This window comes from Microvirga sp. GCM10011540, from assembly GCF_042650665.1.
Classification (GTDB): Bacteria; Pseudomonadota; Alphaproteobacteria; order Rhizobiales; family Beijerinckiaceae; genus Microvirga; species Microvirga lenta.
Genome location: NZ_JBHSBQ010000005.1, coordinates 312,366 through 331,590, shown reverse-complemented (window position 1 = coordinate 331,590; position 19,225 = coordinate 312,366). Strand labels below are relative to the sequence as shown.

Annotated in this window: 15 protein-coding genes, 1 tRNA gene, 1 pseudogene and 1 riboswitch; of the genes and pseudogenes, 10 read left to right on the top strand and 7 right to left on the bottom strand. The window is 64.2% G+C overall.

All coding sequences use genetic code 11. The features are described from left to right. Entirely contained in the window at nt 1-1,413 is a 1,413-nt protein-coding gene (locus ACFOYU_RS02230; protein WP_226737674.1) for an MATE family efflux transporter, read from the bottom strand. 131 nt (nt 1,414-1,544) lie between these two features. On the opposite strand from ACFOYU_RS02230, the gene ACFOYU_RS02225 reads away from it, so the two are divergent. Both ACFOYU_RS02225 and ACFOYU_RS02220 read left to right on the top strand, forming a co-directional pair. Next, complete coding sequence (locus ACFOYU_RS02225; RefSeq protein ID WP_226737676.1) at nt 1,545-2,522, top strand: amidoligase family protein; 978 nt, start codon at nt 1,545-1,547, stop codon at nt 2,520-2,522. Beyond that, nucleotides 2,519-3,214: a gamma-glutamyl-gamma-aminobutyrate hydrolase family protein gene (locus tag ACFOYU_RS02220; RefSeq protein ID WP_226737678.1), complete on the top strand. Its 696-nt coding sequence runs from the start codon at nt 2,519-2,521 to the stop codon at nt 3,212-3,214. The genes ACFOYU_RS02225 and ACFOYU_RS02220 overlap by 4 nt, the downstream gene beginning before the upstream one ends. A 31-nt stretch (nt 3,215-3,245) precedes the next feature. On the opposite strand, the gene ACFOYU_RS02215 is transcribed toward ACFOYU_RS02220, so the two are convergent. Beyond that, nucleotides 3,246-4,733, bottom strand: a complete 1,488-nt coding sequence (locus ACFOYU_RS02215) for a response regulator (protein ID WP_377032255.1) — start codon at nt 4,731-4,733, stop codon at nt 3,246-3,248. A gap of 132 nt (nt 4,734-4,865) precedes the next feature. Between ACFOYU_RS02215 and bglX the strand changes: the two genes are divergently transcribed. The 4 genes and pseudogenes from bglX to ACFOYU_RS02195 all read left to right on the top strand — a co-directional run bounded on the left by bglX (nt 4,866) and on the right by ACFOYU_RS02195 (nt 9,900). Next, the gene (gene bglX / locus ACFOYU_RS02210) at nt 4,866-7,106 is read left to right on the top strand and encodes a beta-glucosidase BglX (protein WP_377032254.1); all 2,241 of its coding nucleotides are present in this window, start codon (nt 4,866-4,868) and stop codon (nt 7,104-7,106) included. 99 nt (nt 7,107-7,205) lie between these two features. Then, nucleotides 7,206-7,937: pseudogene (locus tag ACFOYU_RS02205) on the top strand (YoaK family protein); the annotation flags it as partial. Between the two features lie 147 nt (nt 7,938-8,084). Then, entirely contained in the window at nt 8,085-8,405 is a 321-nt protein-coding gene (locus ACFOYU_RS02200; protein WP_226737684.1) for a helix-turn-helix transcriptional regulator, read from the top strand. 58 nt (nt 8,406-8,463) lie between these two features. Beyond that, complete coding sequence (locus tag ACFOYU_RS02195; RefSeq protein ID WP_377032253.1) at nt 8,464-9,900, top strand: NAD(P)-binding domain-containing protein; 1,437 nt, start codon at nt 8,464-8,466, stop codon at nt 9,898-9,900. 30 nt (nt 9,901-9,930) lie between these two features. On the opposite strand, the gene ACFOYU_RS02190 is transcribed toward ACFOYU_RS02195, so the two are convergent. Next, nucleotides 9,931-10,069, bottom strand: a tRNA-Arg gene (locus tag ACFOYU_RS02190). 69 nt (nt 10,070-10,138) lie between these two features. Here ACFOYU_RS02190 and ACFOYU_RS02185 point away from each other — a divergent pair. Further along, the gene (locus tag ACFOYU_RS02185) at nt 10,139-11,455 is read left to right on the top strand and encodes a tyrosine-type recombinase/integrase (protein ID WP_377032252.1); all 1,317 of its coding nucleotides are present in this window, start codon (nt 10,139-10,141) and stop codon (nt 11,453-11,455) included. 307 nt (nt 11,456-11,762) lie between these two features. Next, entirely contained in the window at nt 11,763-12,836 is a 1,074-nt protein-coding gene (locus ACFOYU_RS02180) for a type I restriction endonuclease (protein ID WP_377032251.1), read from the top strand. Between the two features lie 304 nt (nt 12,837-13,140). After that, nucleotides 13,141-13,347, bottom strand: a riboswitch (cobalamin riboswitch). A gap of 85 nt (nt 13,348-13,432) precedes the next feature. Here the strand turns inward: ACFOYU_RS02180 and ACFOYU_RS02175 are convergent. From ACFOYU_RS02175 to ACFOYU_RS02160, 4 genes are all read right to left on the bottom strand, one after another. Beyond that, complete coding sequence (locus ACFOYU_RS02175) at nt 13,433-14,107, bottom strand: recombinase family protein (RefSeq protein WP_377032250.1); 675 nt, start codon at nt 14,105-14,107, stop codon at nt 13,433-13,435. A 438-nt stretch (nt 14,108-14,545) separates the two neighbouring features. Continuing rightward, nucleotides 14,546-16,801, bottom strand: a complete 2,256-nt coding sequence (locus tag ACFOYU_RS02170) for a DUF5906 domain-containing protein (RefSeq protein ID WP_377032249.1) — start codon at nt 16,799-16,801, stop codon at nt 14,546-14,548. 103 nt (nt 16,802-16,904) lie between these two features. Further along, entirely contained in the window at nt 16,905-17,108 is a 204-nt protein-coding gene (locus ACFOYU_RS02165) for a helix-turn-helix transcriptional regulator (protein WP_377032248.1), read from the bottom strand. Nucleotides 17,109-17,419: 311 nt separating this feature from the next. Continuing rightward, complete coding sequence (locus ACFOYU_RS02160) at nt 17,420-17,857, bottom strand: hypothetical protein (protein ID WP_377032247.1); 438 nt, start codon at nt 17,855-17,857, stop codon at nt 17,420-17,422. A gap of 106 nt (nt 17,858-17,963) precedes the next feature. Here ACFOYU_RS02160 and ACFOYU_RS02155 point away from each other — a divergent pair, with 106 nt between their 5' ends. Further along, on the top strand, nt 17,964-18,326 hold the full coding sequence (locus tag ACFOYU_RS02155) for a hypothetical protein (protein WP_377032246.1): 363 nt from the start codon (nt 17,964-17,966) through the stop codon (nt 18,324-18,326). Beyond that, nucleotides 18,323-18,919: a hypothetical protein gene (locus tag ACFOYU_RS02150; RefSeq protein WP_377032245.1), complete on the top strand. Its 597-nt coding sequence runs from the start codon at nt 18,323-18,325 to the stop codon at nt 18,917-18,919. Before ACFOYU_RS02155 ends, ACFOYU_RS02150 begins: the two co-directional genes overlap by 4 nt. The last annotated feature ends 306 nt before the right edge of the window (nt 18,920-19,225 follow it).

Below are 19,225 nucleotides of genomic sequence, written 5' to 3'. Positions count from 1 at the left end.
TCAGGCCGGCACCGGGACCACGTCCGGCGCCGTGACCAGGCCGAGCCGGTCCCGGCGAAGCCAGCGCCAGAGCATCAGCGCGGCGACCACCGTCAGGCCGGTGGCCAGGCCGATCCAGATGCCGATACCGCGCAGCTCCGTTCCGAAGGCCAGCGCCGCGCCGAGCGGAAGGCCGATGCCCCAATAGCCGAAGGCGGCATAGATCATGGGCACGCGCGTATCCTGCAGGCCGCGCAGCATACCCGACCCCACCGCCTGCGCGCCGTCCGCCAATTGGAAGATGGCGGCGAATACCAGGAAGGTCAGGGCATATCCGATCACCGGCGCGTTCGCCGGATCGTCCAGATCGAGGAAGGGGCCGATCAGGAGACGCGGCGCGAAGAGCATGAGCATCGCCGTGAAGCCCATGAAGCCGACGCCGAGGGCGAAGGCCGTCCAGCCCGCCCGGGTGACGCCCTGCGCGTCCTGTGCGCCGAAGGCGCGTCCGACGCGCACCGTCACGGCCTGGCCGAAGCCGAAGGGCACCATGAAGCAGAAGGATGCGATCTGCAGGACGATGGCGTGGGCGGCGAGTTCGTTCGCGCCGATCCGCCCCATCAGGAGCGCGGCCGCGTTGAAGATGGTCACCTCGAAGGCAAGGGTGAGCCCGATGGGAACGCCGATGCGCCATAGGGTGCGGAAGCGCGGCCAGTCCGTCCGCCAGAAGCGGCCGAAGAGGAAATAGCGCCTGAGCTGGCGGTCGTAGCTGATCACCACGGCGAGGGCCACGAACATGAAGGCGCTCGAGATCACCGTGCCGTAGCCGGCGCCGACGAGGCCGAGAGCCGGCAGGCCGAAGGTGCCGAACATCAGGCAATAGGCCGCCGCGAGATTCACCGGCACCGCGAGGAGGCCGATGACGAGGGCCCAGCCCGGGCGCTCCAGGGCGGACAGGAAGGAGCGCAGGACCAGGTAGAACAGGAACGGCAGCAGGCTCCATTGCAGGGCCCGCATGTATTCGCCCGCCTCCCGGGCCAGGACGGGCTCCTGCCCCATGGCGAGCAGGATCGCCCCGCCGTTCCAGGAGACGATCCAGATCGGCACCGCCACGGCGGCGGCGGCCCAGAAGCCCTGGCGCACGGTGCGGCGCACCTCGCGCACGGAATGGCGCCTGCGGCCGAGCTCCTCCGCGATCAGCGGCGAGGTCGCGCTGACGAGGCCGATCCCGAAGATGAGGAAGGCGAAGTAGAGATTCGTGCCGAGCGCCCCCGCCGCCAGCGCCCCCGAGCCGAGCCGGCCCATGAGGATGACGTCGGACGTCATCAGGGCGTTCTGGGCCACGTTGGTCAGGATCAGGGGCCAGCCCAGGGCCAGGGTGGCGCGCAGCTCGGCTGCCCAGGCTGCCCGCTCCTTCGGTGCGATTCGCGCAATCATGATGGCAGGCTTTTGCCTCAAGCGCGTCCGAAAGACCACACCTCCCGCCGCGGATGCGGGCGAAACGGAGGGAAGCGGAACCTGACCACAGCGGTTCCGTTCATCTGAGCACTGCTGTTTCGGAGATTACGATGGCGCAATCCGCGCTTCCCACCTCGATCGACTTCGCGATGCCCCCGATCCTGCACAACGAGCAAGGGCATGTGCGAACCGTCGGGGTGGAGGTGGAGTTCGTCGGCCCGTCCGCGGAAAGGACGGTCCGCGCGCTTCAGGGCGCCCTCGGCGGCGAGGTCCTGGAGGAGGACCCCCACGCCTTCGCGCTCAGGGGCTCCTCCATCGGCGACATGACGGTCGAGCTCGACAGCCGCATCCTGCATCCCGCCAAGCGGAAGAAGGTGCAGGGCCGGGTCCTGCCCCGCATCGCCGCCTGGTTCGGCTTCGCGGCCAGCTATCTCGTCCCGTGCGAGCTCGTCTCGGCGCCGGTTCCGATCGACCGCCTGCGGGAGCTGGACCGGGTTCTCGACATCCTGCGGGAGACCGGCGCGAAGGGGACGCAGGACGGTCCCTTCTATGCCTTCGGCCTGCACTTCAACCCGGAAATTCCGCGGCAGGACGCGGCGACGGTCGCCGCCTTCATGAAGAGCTTCGCGCTGCTCAACCCGTGGCTTCGGCGCGAGGTCGCGCCGGACCCGACCCGCGACCTCCTCGGCTTCGCGGATCCCTTCCCCGTCGAGTACATCCGCCGGATCGCCGCTCCCGATTACTGGCCCGACATCCCGCGTTTCATCGACGACTACCTCGAAGCCAATCCGACCCGGAACCGGGACCTCGACCTCCTGCCCCTCCTGCATCATCTCGACGCCGCACGGGTGCGGGCGGTGCTGCCCAACGAGAAGATCAACGGCCGGCCGACCTTTCACTACCGGCTGCCCGACGCCCGCGTGAGCGATCCGGGATGGAGCATCGCGCCCGACTGGAACCGCTGGGTGGCCGTGGAGCGGCTGGCGGCCGACCGGGACAGGCTGGATTCGGTCGGCGCCGCCTACCTGTCCTTCGAGGGCGAGGACAAGAGCTGGGCCAACGTCGTCGAGCAGGTCGTCCTGTCATGAAGCCGCCTCTCATCGGTGTCACCACGTCGAGGCGGGGCGGATGGCGCAGCTATCTCATGCACCGCCTCGCCCTGTGGCGGGTCGGCGCCCGCAGCGTGCGGCTGACCCCCGGCGACGCCCTGCCCAAGGAGCCCCTGCAGGGGCTGGTCATCGGCGGCGGCGACGATATCGGCGCCGAGATCTACGGCGGCCAGGTGTTGCCGGACGTGCGCATCGATCCCGACCGGGACGCGCTGGAGCTCGGCCTCCTGAGAGCCGCCCTGCCCCTGCAGCTGCCGGTTCTCGGGATCTGCCGCGGCTCGCAGATGATCAACGTGGCGCTCGGAGGCACGCTCCATACGGATATCTACGAGGTCTATGTCCAGGCGCCCAAGATGCGCACCGTCCTGCCGCGCAAGCAGGTGGCGATCGTCCACGATTCCAAGCTCGACCGGATCCTGCGCTGCAACCCCTGCCAGGTGAACGCCCTGCACCATCAATCCGTGGACAAGCTCGGAGACGGGCTGAGAGTCGCCGCCCAGGACGAAAGCGGCATCGTGCAGGCGGTCGAGAGCGAGAGCGCCCCCTTCCTCCTCGGCGTGCAGTGGCACCCGGAACTGCTCGTCTGGAAGAAACCGCAGCAACGCCTGTTCGCCGCCCTGACCGAAGCGTCCAAGAACGCGCGGGCGCCCCTGGAAGCCGCCCTGGCCTGAAGCCGACGAAGACGATCTCTCACACAGCTCGCTAGGAGCCCTGCCGAGACGCTCGGGGGAACAGCGGCACGACCTTGTTCTCCTCCGGCGGCTTCAGATGCCGCTGGATCGCCGCATGAAGGTCGCGGCTGACGATGGGCTTCTGAAGAAGCGGATAATCGCCCTCCCCCTCGACGGCGGGGTTGCCGGTGATCAGAAGGATCGGCAGCGCCGGAAAGGCCTGACGGATCTCCCGGGCGAGCACGATGCCGTTCATGGTTCCCGGCATGGAGACATCGGTGAGCACGAGGTCCGGCGTGCGGACCTGGAGGCCCTTCATCACCTGGCCGGCATTGGTGGCGACCCGGGTCACATAGCCGGATTCCTCCAGCATGGATTGCAGGGCCAGCGCCACCTCGACCTCGTCGTCGACCACGAGGATCTCGGTATCGCGGCGCACGGCTCCGCTCTCTGCCGCCTCCTCGTGGGGCAGCCGGGACCCGAGGGAGGTCACGGCCTTCGCCCGGGGCAGATACAGGATGATGGCCGTTCCGGTGTCGGTGTTGCGAACCTCCGCGGCGCCGCCGAGCGGCTTGAGGAAGTGCAGGCTCCGGCTCAGCCGGAGCCAAGCGGACAGGTCGATGTCGCGCAGGGTGAAAGCCCGTTCCTGCCCGCTCTCGCCCCCCGAAATCGCCTCTTCGCCTCCGGCGCCGCCGATGACGAGCTGGACGAAGTCGCCCCCGAGGGTGAGATCCGTCAGCGATCCCCGCTCGACCTGGACGTTGCGTGCCTCGAGGGTGATGGCCCCGCCCTGCGTCAGGGCATCGCGCGCATAGGCGCTGAGGCTGACGATGGCCGTTTCCAGATCGTCCTGGTCCACCTCGACGGGCCAGAGCCCGTCCTCGACGCTCAGGCGCAGTTCGACCGTGTCCCGGAGGAGGGAGCGGCTCATGAGCGCGGCGACGGACCCGATCCGGTCCGCAAGATCGATGTGCCTGACCTGCGCCTGCGGCTGACGGGCGAAGGTGGCCGCCCGGGCGATGAGGCCCGCCGCCTGGTCGGAGGCGACGAGCGCCGACAGGAGCTTGCGCTGCAGGGCGGGCTGATCCTTCAGGTGCCGCGCCACGGAATCGATGTTCGCGCTGATCACCATCAGCTTGTTGTTGAGGTCGTGGACGATGCCGTCGCGCAGGTGCTCGAACGCCTCCAGCTTCTGCAGGCGGCGGAGATCCGGTTCGTCGTCGGACGGATTCGATACGGCCGGGGCAGGCGACGCGGAAGCGTCCTGCTTCGGCCTGGATCGCGGCGTCTCCACCGCCAGAACGCGGTAGGGCTTCTTCGTCTCCCGCAGCAGTTTCGCCACCTGCTGCCCCACCAGCACGGCGGAGGCGGCCGCGACGATGGTGAAGACGGCTGCCGAGAGCAGGATCAGATCGGTCTGCCGGCTGAAGGCGGCGCCGGCCAGGCCCGCAGCCGACAGGAGCAGGAGGAGGGCGGAGGCCGCCAGCGCGAACGTTACGGTGAAGGGCAGGCGATGCATCTCATCCTTCGAACAATTGAATTGACCTGGGGCCGTCGAGACGCCACTTCCCACGCTCGTCCTTGTAGCACGAACGAAAATGGAGCGAGATCCTCTCGCGATAAAGTTTTCGTGCCTCTTATGGAGATGACGGTGCGGTTCTTTTGTCTCTCGGCCCTAGCGCGGGCTGCCCTTGCCTGCGGTCTGTTCTTCGGCGCTGCCATGGGAGCGGGCGCGCAGGACGAGATCGAGCGCCGGGTCGAGAACCTGCTCGGACAGATGACCCTTGAGGAAAAGATCGGCCAGCTCAACCTGATCTCCCATGGCCCGCCCCTGCGCTGGGAGGACATCGCGGCGGGGCGCACCGGAGCCCTGCTCAACTTCAACAACGCCGAGGACGTCGCCCGGGCCCAGGCGCTCGCACGCCAGTCCCGGCTCAAGATCCCGCCGATCTTCGGCCTCGACGTCCTCCACGGCTTCCGCACCCAATTCCCCCTGCCCCTCGGCGAGGCGGCGGCCTTCAGTCCGCGCCTGTCGCGGCTTGCCTCCGAATGGGCCGCGAAGGAGGCCTCCCATGTGGGCGTGCAATGGACCTTCGCGCCCATGGCCGACCTGTCGCGGGACAGCCGCTGGGGCCGGATCGTCGAGGGGTTCGGAGAGGACCCGCATCTCGGGTCGGTGCTCACCGCCGCGCGGGTGGAGGGCTTCCGCAAGGGCGGTCTCGCCACGGCGACGAAGCACTTCGCGGGTTACGGCGCGCCGCAGGGCGGACGCGACTACGACACCACCTACATTCCGCCCGCGGAGATGTACGACATCTATCTCCCCCCGTTCCGCGCCGCCGTGAAGGCGGGCTCGGCCAGCTTCATGGCCGCCTTCAACGCCTTGAACGGCATGCCCTCCACCGCCAATCCCTGGCTCCTGACGGAGGTGCTGCGCGATCAGTGGGGCTTCGACGGCTTCGTCACGTCCGACTGGGCGGGCATCCATGAGCTCATCGGCCACGGCATCGCGGCGGACGGCGCGGAGGCGGCCAGAAAGGCGATCCTGGCCGGCGTCGACATGGACATGATGGGCCAGCTCTACATCAAGCACCTTCCCGACGAGGTGCGCTCGGGCCGCGTGCCGGAAGCGGTCGTAACCGAGGCTGCCCGGCGCGTGCTGCGCACCAAGATGCGGCTGGGCCTCTTCGACCGCCCGGACGTTGATCCCTCCCGTGTCGATTCGGTCTTCCCCTCACCGGAATCCCGCGCGGCCGCCCGCGAGGTCACGCGCGAAACCCTGGTCCTGCTCCAGAACCGGGACAACGTGCTGCCGGTCGCCCCCGGCATCCGCTCGATCGCGGTGGTCGGCCCCCTCGCCGATTCCCCGCGCGACCACCTGGGGCCCCATGCCGCCCGCGGCCATGACGAGGACACGGTCACCATCCTGAACGGCATCCGCCGGCGGGCTCAAGGAGCGGGAATCGCGGTTACGCATGCGCCCGCCTGCGACCAGTTCTGCCGGACCACGGAGCAGCTTCCCGCCGCCGTGGCGGCGGCACAGGCGGCGGACCTCGTGGTCGCCGTCTTCGGCGAGCCGCAGGAGCTGTCGGGCGAGGCCGCTTCCCGCGCCCGCACGACCCTCAACGGCAAGCAGGTCGAGGTGCTGGAGGCGCTCGCCGCCACCGGCAAGCCCATCGCCCTGGTCCTGCTGGGCGGCCGCCCGCTCGAGCTGGGCGCCCTCGCCGACCGGATTCCGTCGATCCTGATGGCGTGGTATCCCGGAACCGAGGGCGGAACGGCCGTTGCGGACGTCCTGTTCGGCGACGCCAATCCCAGCGCGAAGCTCCCCCTCACCTGGCCGCGGACCGCCGGGCAGATGCCGATCTACTACAACCGCCTCCCGACCGGCCGGCCGACCCTCGCCAACAACCGTTTCACTCTCGGCTACATCGACGAGGCGGTCACGCCGCTCTACCCCTTCGGCTGGGGTCTCAGCTACACGAGCTTCGCCTACAGGGACGCCGCCATCGTCACGCCGCGCCTGTCGTCGGGCGACACCCTGGAGGTCTCGGTCACCGTCACCAATACGGGCTCGCGCGACGGCCAGGAGGTGGTGCAGCTCTACACGCGCGATCCGGTGGCCAGCCGCAGCCGTCCGCTGCGGGAGCTGAAGGCCTTCGAAAAGATCGCCCTGAAGGCAGGCGAGGCGAAGGAGGTCAGGCTGCGCGTTCCGGTCGAGGAGCTCGGCTTCCACCTGGACGACGGCACCTATGTGGTCGAGGCGGGCGACATCGAGGTCTTCGTCGGCGGCAATTCCCTCGCCGGGTCCGTGGGTAAGGCGCAGATCACCGACACGGTCCGCATCCCGCCGTCGGAGCGCCGCGCATCCCTCTCGCCGAAGCGCCTGTAGAGGGCCTCCGAAGACCTGCTGCGACCACGGCGGGAGGTCGACGAAGGAGGCACGATCGGGCTAAGGTCTGCGGCGATGGAATCGCCGCAGACATCGGGAATGGGTCATGGCCTCGCGGCCCGCTATGTGGGCTCGACCAGAAGCATCTTCGCCCCCGAGCGAACCGGTGCGGCGGACACCCAGCTCGGGATGGTCCTGACCTTCGTGGCGGGCGCGGTCAATGCCGGCGGGTTCCTGGCCGTCGGCCAGTACACCTCGCATATGTCCGGCATCCTCTCCGCCATGGCCGACAATCTGGCCCTCGGCGCCTTCGATCTGGCGCTCCTCGGCTGCGCCGCCCTCCTGCCCTTCGTGGCAGGCGCGGGCTTCTCGGCCGTTCTCATCAACTGGGGGCGCCGCCACCACCTGGACAGCCCCTTCGCCCTGCCGCTGATGCTGGAAGCTGCCCTCCTCCTGGGCTTCGGGGTGCTGGGCTGGCTCGCCTACCCCTCGCCGGGCCTCGCCCTGGCGGCCGTGCCCCTGCTCTGTTTTCTCATGGGGCTGCAGAACGCCACCGTGACGAAGATTTCCGGCGCGCGCATGAGGACGACCCATGTGACCGGCATCGTCACGGATATCGGCATCGAGCTCGGCAAGCTCGCCTATTGGAACCGCGACGGCACCCTGCCGAAGGTGAGCGCCGACCGCGGCAAGCTGCGCCTGCTCACGCTGCTCCTTGGCTCGTTCTTCGTGGGCGGCGTGGTCGGGGCCCTCGGCTATAGCGGGTTGGGCTTCCTGTTTTCCGTGCCGCTGGCCCTGCTGCTGATCCTGCTTGCCGGGCCTCCTCTGGTGGCGGGCGCGTTCGCCGGCACCGGACAGGAACGCCAGGCCGGGTGAAGCGCGGGCAGGCATCGCGGCGGCGTTCGGCCTGTTTTCGTTATTTCGACGGTACTGGAAATATGGGTTGACGCGGCATTACGGGGGAGCTAGCATATTTCCATGAAACTCGAACAAGCCGCCAAGCAGCTCGAAGCTCTCGGGAACCCGACCCGGCTCCAGGTCTACCGGACGCTCGTGCGGGCTGGTCCGAACGGCCTGCCGGTGAGCCGGGTGCAGGAGAAGCTCGGCATCCCGGCCTCGACGCTCTCGCACCATCTGCATCGGCTGATCCTGACCGAGCTGGTGACGCAGGAGCGGCAGGCGACGACGCTGATCTGCCGCGCCAACTACACGGCCATGGACGCTCTCCTGGGCTTTCTCGCCGAGGAATGCTGCGCCGAAGCCGGCTGTGCCGCCGCTTCCGGAGAACAGGCCGCGTGAGGCGATTTTTTGACCCTAATTTCCAAAATTTTGGAAATTTAGAATGAGGAGGAATGCCATGGACCTGATCGACACCCTTCCCGTTGCCGTCATCGGCGCCGGTCCGGTCGGCCTCGCTGCCGCCGCGCACCTGATCCGGCGCGGCATTCCCGTGAAGGTCTACGAGGCCGGCGCGACGGTGGCCGCTCATGTCCGTGACTGGGGCCATGTGCGCCTGTTCTCGCCGTGGAAATACAATACCGACGAGGCCGCCCGGGCGCTTCTCGAAACGCATGGATGGCGCGCGCCTCCCGGCGATGCGATGCCGACCGGTTCGGAGCTCTTCGAAGCCTATCTGAACCCTCTCGCCGAAACGCCCGAGATGGCCGCCGTCATCGAGACGCGGGCGCGGGTCGAGGCGATCACCCGGCTGGGCGCCGACAAGGTGTCGAGCGCAGGGCGCCAGGCGAGGCCCTTCGTGCTCGCCGTCTCCACCGGCGACGGCACGACCCGGCGCGATCTGGCGCGGGCGATCGTCGATGCCTCCGGCACCTGGACGAGCCCGAATCCCCTCGGGGCGGGCGGCATCCCGGCCGAGGGGGAGGCGGAACATGCCGACCATATCGCCTACGGCATCCCCGACGTGAACGGCCGCGACCGCGGGACCTATGCCGGCAAGGCCGTGCTCGTGGTCGGCGCCGGACATTCGGCCGCCAACGTGCTCCTCGATCTCGCGCGCCTCGCGGAGCGGGAGCCTCGGACGACGATCCTGTGGGCGACGCGCGGCGCCAACCTGATGCGGGTCTATGGCGGCGGGCGCGCCGATCAGCTGCCCGCCCGGGGCGAGCTCGGGGCCAATCTCAGGACGCTGGTGGAGAGCGGGCGCATCGCCCTCGTGTCGGGCTTCGGCACGACAGCGGTCGGGTCGAGGGACGGGCGGCTCGTCGTCAGCGGCGAAACGCAGGACGGCATCCGCGAGATCGGTCCCGTGGACCGCATCGTCGCCGCGACGGGCCAGCGGCCGGACCTCGCGCTGACCCGGGAGCTCAGGCTCGATCTCGACCCCTGGCTGGAGAGCGCGAAGGCGCTCGGACCCCTGATCGACCCCAACCTGCATTCCTGCGGATCGGTGCCGCCGCACGGACACCGCGAGCTCGCCCATCCCGAGCCCGGCTTCTACACGGTCGGCATCAAGAGCTACGGGCGCGCACCGACCTTCCTGATGCTCACCGGCTACGAGCAGGCCCGCTCCGTCGCGGCGGCCATCGCGGGCGATCTCGCCTCGGCCGACGACATCCACCTCGTTCTTCCCGAGACCGGGGTATGCTCGGCGCCCCCTGCGGCTTCCGATGGTCAGCCGTCATCCGCATGCTGCGGCGGCCCGGCCCCCGTGGACGCGGATGCCTGCTGCGCCGCCGATGCGGATGCCAAGGCGAGGAGAGGAGAGGGCTGCGGCTGCGGCACGGCCACCGTCCGCGTGCGGGAGAAGGTGACGGAGCCCGCAGGCTGCTGCTGAGACCGGTGGATCTTCGTGAGGCGAGAGGGTTGGCGATCCCGGGAAGACTCGAACTTCCGACCTTCGGTTTAGGAAACCGCTGCTATGTGATTTCAGGGCATTTCTGACCCTTACAACAATGACCCATGAAATCCTTGTAAACGCTCATTTTTTGCCCATTCTGCTACCCGATTCCCTTTCACATCGTTTCTGGATATAACAGGGCTATTGTTTACCCCAGGTTTACCCCGAGGCCCCTGTGACCAAGAGACTGACTGCCGCCGCCGTCGAGAAGCTGAAGCCCACAGACAAGAGGCAGGAGATACCCGACGCGGGATCGGACGGCCTACGCCTCATCATCCAACCCTCCGGGGCGAAGTCATGGGCCATGCGGTTCCGCCGCCCTGATGGCACTCACGCCAAGCTGACCCTCGGTTCCGTGGATCTCTCAGGCCGCGAGGGGACCGGAACGCCGGTCATGGGCAGTCCTCTTACCCTCAAGGAGGCCCGGTGGCTCGCGGCGGAGGTCACCAGGAAGCGGGCGGCAGGCGTGGACTTCCGCAAGCAGGTCGGAGAGACGTTCCCTGAGGTCGCGAAGGACTTCATCACGGACCACAAGGACCGTCGCAGGACCTGGGCCGACATCGCTAGGATGCTCGGGCTCGATGTTGAAAAGGATCTCTCCCCCATCGAGGGCGGCCTAGCGGAGCGCTGGCGGAACAAGCGGATCGGGGAGATCACCTCCAATGACGTTCACGCGGTCATTCAGGAGTGCATCAACACAGGAGTTCCCGGCACCAAGGCGGCTCCACGCAAGAGCGACAACCGAGGCAGGAAGATGGGCGACGCGCTTGGGGCTCTCTTCAAGTGGGCCGCGAGGCACAGGCGGGACTTGATCCATGTGAACCCTGTGGTGGGTGTGTACCGCCCTGCCCCGCCCTCGCAGCGGCAGAGAGTCCTCAATGCAAGGGGAGAGATCAGGCAGGCCGACGAGCTTCGCCAGTTCTGGAAGGCCACAGGCATCATGGGCCAGCCTTTCGGGCCGCTGTTCCGGCTCCTGCTTCTGACCGGATGCCGCCTCAGCGAGATCGCGAAAATGACCTACAGCGAGTTGAGTGACGACCTCTCTACCCTCCACCTGCCAGGAAGCAGGACCAAGAACGGGCGGCCGCATGTCGTCTATCTCTCCCCGCTGGCGCGGGAGGTCCTCAAGAGCGTGACGCCCGTAGAGGGGTGTCCTTATGTCTTTTCCACGAAGCGGAGAACTCGTGTGTCGGAGGGCAGCAAGGCGAAGGCTCAAAGAACTCATGTGTCGGGGTTCAGCAAGGCGAAGGCCCAGCTCGACGGCCTCATGAACATTCAGGACTGGCGGCTCCATGATCTCAGAAGGACCGCAGCCACCGGCATGGCTGGCCTCGGGGTTCCTCCCCACATCGTCGAAGCAGCGCTCAATCACGTCTCGGGAGCCAAGGCTGGGGTGGCGGGGACCTACAACGTCGAGGCGTACATGGAGGAGAGGAGGGAGGCCTTAGAGAGATGGGCGGCCTACGTTGGTGGCATAGCGGCCGATCGGTAGAGCGCCGATCTCCACAAAGGTAACGTGCATCTCTATGTCGCCGAGAGGCTGATGAACGATCAACATCACCCATTCACCATTGCAGCAGACGATAGGCTATACCTCCATTGCCACAATGGGGGGGCATTACCCTCATGCTAGGCCGTCTGACAGCTCGGCGTGGTTTCTGGGCGCCGAATGTCCAAAGCGCTGCGAAGCACCGGGAACTATAAGTGGAGCCGATAGACACGCGCTCTGCGAGTGCTGCGTTCTGGACGTGCACCCGGCTTCAAGCTAGACAGTATTGTAGGCTGAACGGGAGGCTACGATGGACTTGGCGACACGAATTTTGGAACTGCAGAAGCGGACGATTGAGCATCGCGAGGTGCTGTTGACCGAGGAAGCCGCAAAGACAGCGCTCGTGATGCCCTTTCTTCAATCTCTCGGCTACGACGTATTTAATCCAGGCGAGGTGGTGCCAGAGTTCACTGCCGATGTCGGAACAAAGAAAGGTGAGAAGGTCGACTATGCCATCTGCAACGACGGCAAGGTAACTATCCTCATTGAGTGCAAGCCATCGACTGCAGAGTTGAACATCAACCATGCGGCGCAGCTATTCCGGTATTTCAGTGTTACTGACGCACGCTTGGCCGTTCTCACAAACGGAGTGAACTACCAATTCTATTCCGATGTCGAGAAGCCAAATCGGATGGACGATAGGCCCTTCTTCACGTTCAGCATGGATGCGATCAAGCCCACAGACATCAAGACGCTCGAAAAGTTCGCCAAGGGGGCCTTCGACGTTGAAAAGATCGTACAGGAAGCCGGCAACCTGAAAACCCAGTCGATCCTACGCAAGGAGATTGAGAAGGAGTTTGCCGAACCATCCGATGAGTTCGTAAGGATGATGGCGGCGCGTGTTCATGAGGGCCGTGTCACGCCAGCGGTGAAGGAGAACATCGGCCGCATGTTGGGGCCGACGATTGCGACCATAGTCCGTGACCTTGTGACAGAGCGGATCTCATCTGCGCTGAAGGCGTCGACTCCCGCACCGGTCGAGGAGGTAAGCCTTGACGTCGAACCATTGGAGGACGGGGTCGTTACGACTCAGGAGGAAATCTCCGGCTTCCACATTGTGCAAGCTATTGCCTCGAAGCTGGTCGACCCCAAGCGCATAATCATTCGAGATGCAAAGTCGTACTGCGCCATCCTGCTCGATGACAACAACAGGAAGACGATCGCGCGCCTTCACTTCAACGGCATAACAACGAAATATTTCGGCACATTTGCCGGGAAGGATGAGCAGCGACATTTAATTTCAGAGCTTACGCAAATCTATCAGTATGCACCCCAGATTGAAGCCCGCATTCGTGAACTGGACGGCAAAAGAGAGGGGAGTTGACCATCACGCGCGCTCCTGGCCCTGCCCTCATCGCCGTGCCTATGGGAGCCCTTGGGGACCCTTCATCTTTTGGTGCGTCGTTCTTGTGACGCTGATCACCTTCAACCGCATTGCCTAAGCAATCCTTGCAGTCATAGACCAGGAGGCTCATCGGACGGAGGCCGCCGATGACGGTGATAGAGCAGCCATATGAGCAGGATGGGAGCCAGTTTCAGCGTCAGCTGGTGGTTCACCACAGCCACGAGAAACGTAATAAGGGATTGTAGAATATCTAAAGCAGCCATGAGATCCCCGCAGCGCAAGATTGCGCGACCAAGCCCTAGGCAGGTCTCCTGGCTTGCGGGTCATTGCCTCCTGCCAGCCTTCCAAGTGATCGCTCACCTGTGGCACTGATGGCAGAATGCTCGCCGCTCACAGTTGCGGGGGCAGCCCCGGATTCGGATACTATCCTTACCGGGTTCCCTCTTAGCCCTCGGGGGCGAACCGAGGGACCTATGGCTGTATTCAAGTTGGGATGGTGTTAGTCTCAATTCAAGGGCCGCCAAGGCTAAAAATCTTATCTGGCCTAAACACTACCTTGAAGGGCTTCATGCCTGTCAGCGGCAGTTTCTCAGAACCCTGCTGACCTGTGTAGCGGTCCACTTTCCACCGCGAGGCGTCTTATATCCCCTCTCCTCGAACTGGCTTGCAATCCCACGAAGAGAGAGCCCTTGCGCCTGTAGCTGCTTGATCTGAGGAGCGAGGTCGTGGGCTCGGGCCTCTGCGTCGGCCCTCCGCCTCTCCGCTGCGATCCTCCTGCCGTCATGACCCACAGCCTGGAGGTTGCCCCGATCTCCACCAAGCCTCACGCCCCTGGCCTTCGCTGCGGCCAGGGCCGCCTTGGTCCGCTCGGAGATCATGTTCCGCTCCTCCTCCGCTAGGACGGCCATGATCCTTACTGTGACGCGGTTCGCGGAGGGCATGTCCGCAGCCACAAAGTCCGCTCCTGCCTTCTCCAGACCCAGGAGGAAGTGAGCATCGCGGGAGAGCCGATCCAGCTTCGCAATGATCAGGGTCGCACCATAGAGGCGGCAGAGCATCAGGGCTTCTTGGAGCTTCGGGCGTTCGCTGTTCTTGCCGCTCTCAACCTCGATTATTTCGGAGCAGAGATCCCAGGAGCCTCCATTCAGGTAGTCCCTCACTGCCTTCTGCTGGGCCTCCAGGCCCAAGCCTGAGCGGCCCTGCTTCTCCGTCGAGACGCGGTAGTAAGCGACGAACTTCCCCTCAGCCATAGGTGTCTCCTCACTAGCAAGGTCCCTTGCTACAGAAGACACTACCTCAGGTTGCGACCCAACAGCCAGCGGTATGAGCGGAGGGGCGGCGGCGGCGATCTCAAGTCCTTCATTTCCAAGGGATAGAGGCTCAGTCCGAGCGAGCTGACCTAGGACAGGGGCGAGAGGTCGATAAGCAATCATAAGCAGTCAGCAGGGTTCTCCTGCCTAAAATGACCTGTTCGGGCGGGCCACTATCAGAGGTCCAAGGAAGGCAGAAGGCTGCTTCCGGGGCAGGAAGGGCTCTGTAAGGATTAGAAGTCTTAATTCTATGTCTCAGGCGGCCATTTCTATACTTATCCGAGATTAAGTCTGAGGTTCCTAGGGAGATTTATTTTCAAACAGCGCAGAAAAAGGGGTTAGAAATATAGAATTAAGACTTCTAACCCCTTCACAGGCTTACATAGCCATCTTCTGCCTGAAGTCGGAAGCGATCCTCTCCGAAACCATCTTGATATCAGCTCCAGTCGCTTGGGCTTCCTTGACCTTTCCCCACGTCTTTTTGACGATCTCCGGGTCATTGGAGATCATGTACGCGTTCCGATGCTCCCCAGCGGGGGTCGTTTTCTCTGAGATGTAGAACCCTGCGTTCCTCGCCACCTTGCGGATCGTCGCGGGCTTGAGGAGCTTGTCGTCGTAGCGGCCGCCGTGGATGATCTCCCGGACTAGATCACGAAGCGCGAGATCTGTCGTGACGACCACGCCGCCGTTGTCCCGTTCGGTATGGAGCCAGTCATCGACCAGCCTCTCCGACGGAGTGAATCCCTCCTTGACCATGGTCGCCTTGGCGCTGGAAGTGGGAGCCTCCTCTCCGGGCTTGACGATATTATCGCGGTCCTGAACGAACCTCTCTGCCCAGTGCCGAATGATCCCAAGGCCATCACCGTTCAGCCACTCGTGGAAGGCTGTCCAGTATGGCTTGCCCTGCTTCTCTTCGGTCACCTTCGGCACGAACCAGCGGCGGTCATCGACCGAAAGCTTGAGGGGTGCGCCGGAGTTGGAGCACACTAGGATGTGAGCCCAATTGTCGATCTGATACCCGACAGCGTATTTCTTGCTGACGAGCAGCTCATCCTCGGTGATTAGGTTCTTGAGCCGGTTGTAGGCGCTATTATTATTCCCCGCGTAGATCTCGTGGCAGACGACGAGCCGCTTCTCCGCCGCGAAGTCATTGTACTGCGGGTTGGTAATCACCGACTCCGATGGCGTCGAGTAGTTGCGCGGGCCGACCTGCTTCGTGAGTATCCATGCGAGCGTGCTCTTCCCGGTGCCCTGCATCTCTGAGAAGAGAAGGACAGCATACCCCATGCGCAAGTCCGGTCGAGCGATCAAGGTCGCGACCCACTTCATGAGCTTGTGCCGGTCCTCCGGGTGAGGGATGAGCTTCTCCAGAAAATCAAGCCATGGCGAGGCGTCACCAGCGAAGGACCTTATCGGGCTCGGCTTGTGCGTGTTGAATACCCTTCTGCCGTTGATAGTGAGGGTGCCTGATTTCTGGGCCGGGACGTAGGCTAGGCTCTCGACCCGCCCATGCTCGTATTCGAGCAGTTTAGCCGCCGTGTTTGCGAGCCTCGTGAACGCGGCCGCGAGGGCGTTGAACTGATCCTTTGAGTAGATGCGATCCGGCCAACGCTCGTTGATAAATACGCCCTGTTCCACGGCGCACTTCCACTGGCGTTTGAAGTCATCCCTGAGGTACGTGACGGGTCGGCCCTTCTCTCCGGTGTAGAGGAGTTCGGCGCCCCATGTGCCGGGCACCATCAGATCATCAAGGCTCGGCCCGATGTAGAGGCCCTTCTCGTTGTAGAACTTCTTCGGGATCGGGTCGGCCATATCCCAAGCAGGCGGGAACTCGTCGTTGAACTTGACCCCGTACATCCTGCCTCTGTACGCCTCGGACACCTTGATTAGTGCCTCTCCGCCGGGCGTGTCGTTGTCGCAGACGTAGACAACCTCGTCAAAGCCCGCCCTTCTGACCTCCTGCCAGTCCATGCGCTCGGGAGCTGCGGCCCCGCTCATGAGGCCCCAGTGCTCATACGAGGCCAACTCCTCCCGCCAGGGGTGGGTGCTATCGGGATCGTTCGCGATCCTGTCTGCTGCTCGTGCTGCCTTCGGGCCCTCATGGATCATAAGCATGGAGCAGTTAGTTGCCGCGTTGGGCTTCCAGAAGGAAGGCCCCTCGTCTGGCTCCATCTGTCGCCATTCGCCATCGCTGAAGAAGGCCCACGGCACATAGTATTTCTTGCCTGTGTTCTCGTCCTCAGCGCGCTGCTGTACCCACGCGACCTTCGTTCGGTCTGCGGTTAGGCACGGAAACCAATCTTCGGGAGATACACCGAGTTTGCTCTGGTGTGCCTCCGCACTAGCGATTGTGGCTGGAATAGACTTAGGCCACTTGTCGATGACGTCCTTAAGCTCCTTGTTGATCGCCTCCGCCTCCTGCTCCGTCGGGGCGTACTCCTTGGGCCAGCACTTGATCGTGGCGTCCTTGGAGATCGTGACAGTGGCAAGCTGCCTGTAGTAGCCCTCCCTGGTGCCGGATCGGAGGGAGATAGTCTTGAAATTGGTCGGAGTTGCCTCCGCCCCGAGTTCCCCCTCCAGGCGGTTGATGTACAGCTTGAGGGCTGGGTAGTTCGTATAGTCGTGGTCAGACATGACCGTCCTTCCTGTACTCTTTTTGTGATCTGAAGTAGAAAGGACCATCCTGATCTTCTTTCTACTGGCCCGGCACTCGTGTCCCGACGAGCGCCGGGCCTTCTTATTCCTGACAAGCGATGCGCTGCTTGAACGCCTCTAGCTCTGAGCGCTTGCGGTAGTTCCGATTGTTGATCTTGACCGGCTGGGGGAAGCCCAGCTTTTTGTCCTGGGTCCAGCGCCACATGGTGACAGCGCTGACGCCTCCCAGCTCCATTGCAGCCTGGGAATCGGGGACGAGTTGTTCGTATGAGGTGACCTGTGCCATTACGGCCTCCGGTTAGGAGCGCCAAGGCAGCCACAAATAAGAAGGGCCGCCCGGCGCTGAATTGCGCTTCAGGCGACCTCCTCGTTGACGCGGCTCATGGGGAATGCCGCGAGGCTCCCATCACGGAGCCGAAGGGTCAGGGTGTCCGCGCGACCGGACTGTTTTCGAGCCTCAGATAAGTCCTCCGAAATCCACCCGTTTCCCTGGGGTGGGGTAGGACAGTAGTGAAATTAATAAACACCTTTTCCGCTGCCAGATGCCGACGCAGAAATGCGGGGAGTTATCCCCACGCATCTGACTCTGAGGAAAACTCAGCCTCTCTCATTGTCGAACTGCTCGATGATCTTCCGACAGTTGACGACGGTCTGAATGTCCTCGGAGCCATCGAGCAGGAAGCGGTTCAGATCCTCTGCCTCGTGGAACAGGGCCAACTTAGCGACGCGGCTATCCTCGCCCCTGTGCTTCTCCTCTGTCGTGTAGACTGCGAGAAAGGGGGTAAGCTCCTCTGCGGCCACCTGAGCGGCCATGGAGGCCCGAGAGATCGCCAGCCCGTGCTCTACCAGCCTTGCAGCAATGGCGACCGCGTAGCCCGTTCGTATGGTCAGCAATCGAGCGGCCCTGATGTCACTGCGGCTCTTGGACCCCAGAGGAAAGAAGCCGCGATTGATCCAGCCACGCAGGAGGCCGAGATCGATGCCTGCTGCGTGGGATACGTCGGAAATGAAGAGGGTCGGTGTGTCGAGATCCATAGGAGGCTCCTGAAGTTGAGCCCTCAAGGTATCATACGTTATATCATATGTTCCAACGGTGATCTTCCTGGTATAATGCCATATCGTTTCTTGGCGGAGATCGCAGGTGATCAACATTCGACTATCAGACGGAAGGATTGTCCCATGGCCGGAAGGGAAGCCCCTTCCTCGTGGTGCTCGCTTCAATGCCTCTGTGGTTCTGCGGGACAACGCTCCCTCGGGCTCCCGCGTGTTCCTGCATGACGAGACTGAGAAGGCGCTCGCAGGGCTTCACCCCGACTACAAGAGCAAGCTCGTCTATTGGGAGGGGAAGCTGGGCTCGAAGGAGCCCTTCGCCCTCGAGAACGCAGCTACCAACCTCATGACCCTCGCGGCTCAAGTCGGCGGCACGGCGGGCCAGTACATCACCGGATTGGCCAAGGGTGCGAAGGCTCAGGCGGCTCAGATCCGAAAGGAGCACCAAGCATGAGCGAGATCTTCGCGAAGGTAACGGCCACCCTGAAGGCCGAGAATGTGCCCTCCTCCCAGGCTGCGGAGGTCATCAGTGGGGTTCAGCAGGAGATCGAAGCCATCAAGGGCCGCATCTCCGAGATCGAGGCTGAGGCTCTCGACCCGCTGACGGATCAGCAGAAGGCTATGGATCTGCTCCACGAGAAGGGACAGGCCAATTTCCTCGTGGATCGTCTGTCCGCTGGGCTCAAGCGGGTGGAGGAGGTCCACGCGAAGGCCCTCTACCGCGAAGAGCAGGAGCGGCGTCGGGTGGTCTATGAGGCCGCTGCGAGTAAGATGGCCGACGTAGAGCAGGCCCTCTCCTCCCGCTTCCCTCAACTGGCCAACGAAATGAAGCGCCTGCTGCGGGTCAGCGTAGAGGCCATGATCGAGGCTCAGGCCGCGAACAAGAGCCTGCCCGACGACAAGCACTCGATTCCGCTCCCTGCCCTGCTGTGCGGAGACATGGCCATCCAGAAGAAAACCGAGATCCCCGGCTACTGGCGGACCAAGGGGAGCACGGTCTTCGAACTCGGCGCGGATCCGCACACCCTACTCAAACTCAACCCATGAGGACCCTCTACCCGCTTTCATCATGGTTTCGCGGGTTGTGAGGTTCTCAGGCCGGAGGGGTTAGCTGTCCTTGCTACTCCGGCCCTTCTTCTTCCAGGAGAGGCGAATGATCGTTCGGGAGACGTGCGCATGGATACTCAAGCAGGCCGAGGGCGTCATGCTCGACAGGTGCCCCAGGAAGGATTGCCGGTGCCGCCTCACCTCTCCTCCGGACTGGCCCTGGCGGGTCGTGCCGCCTCAGGTCCGCGAGGGGGAGAGCGGGTGGATTTATGAAGTCGATCCTCCCCGCTTCGTGGAAGGAGAGAG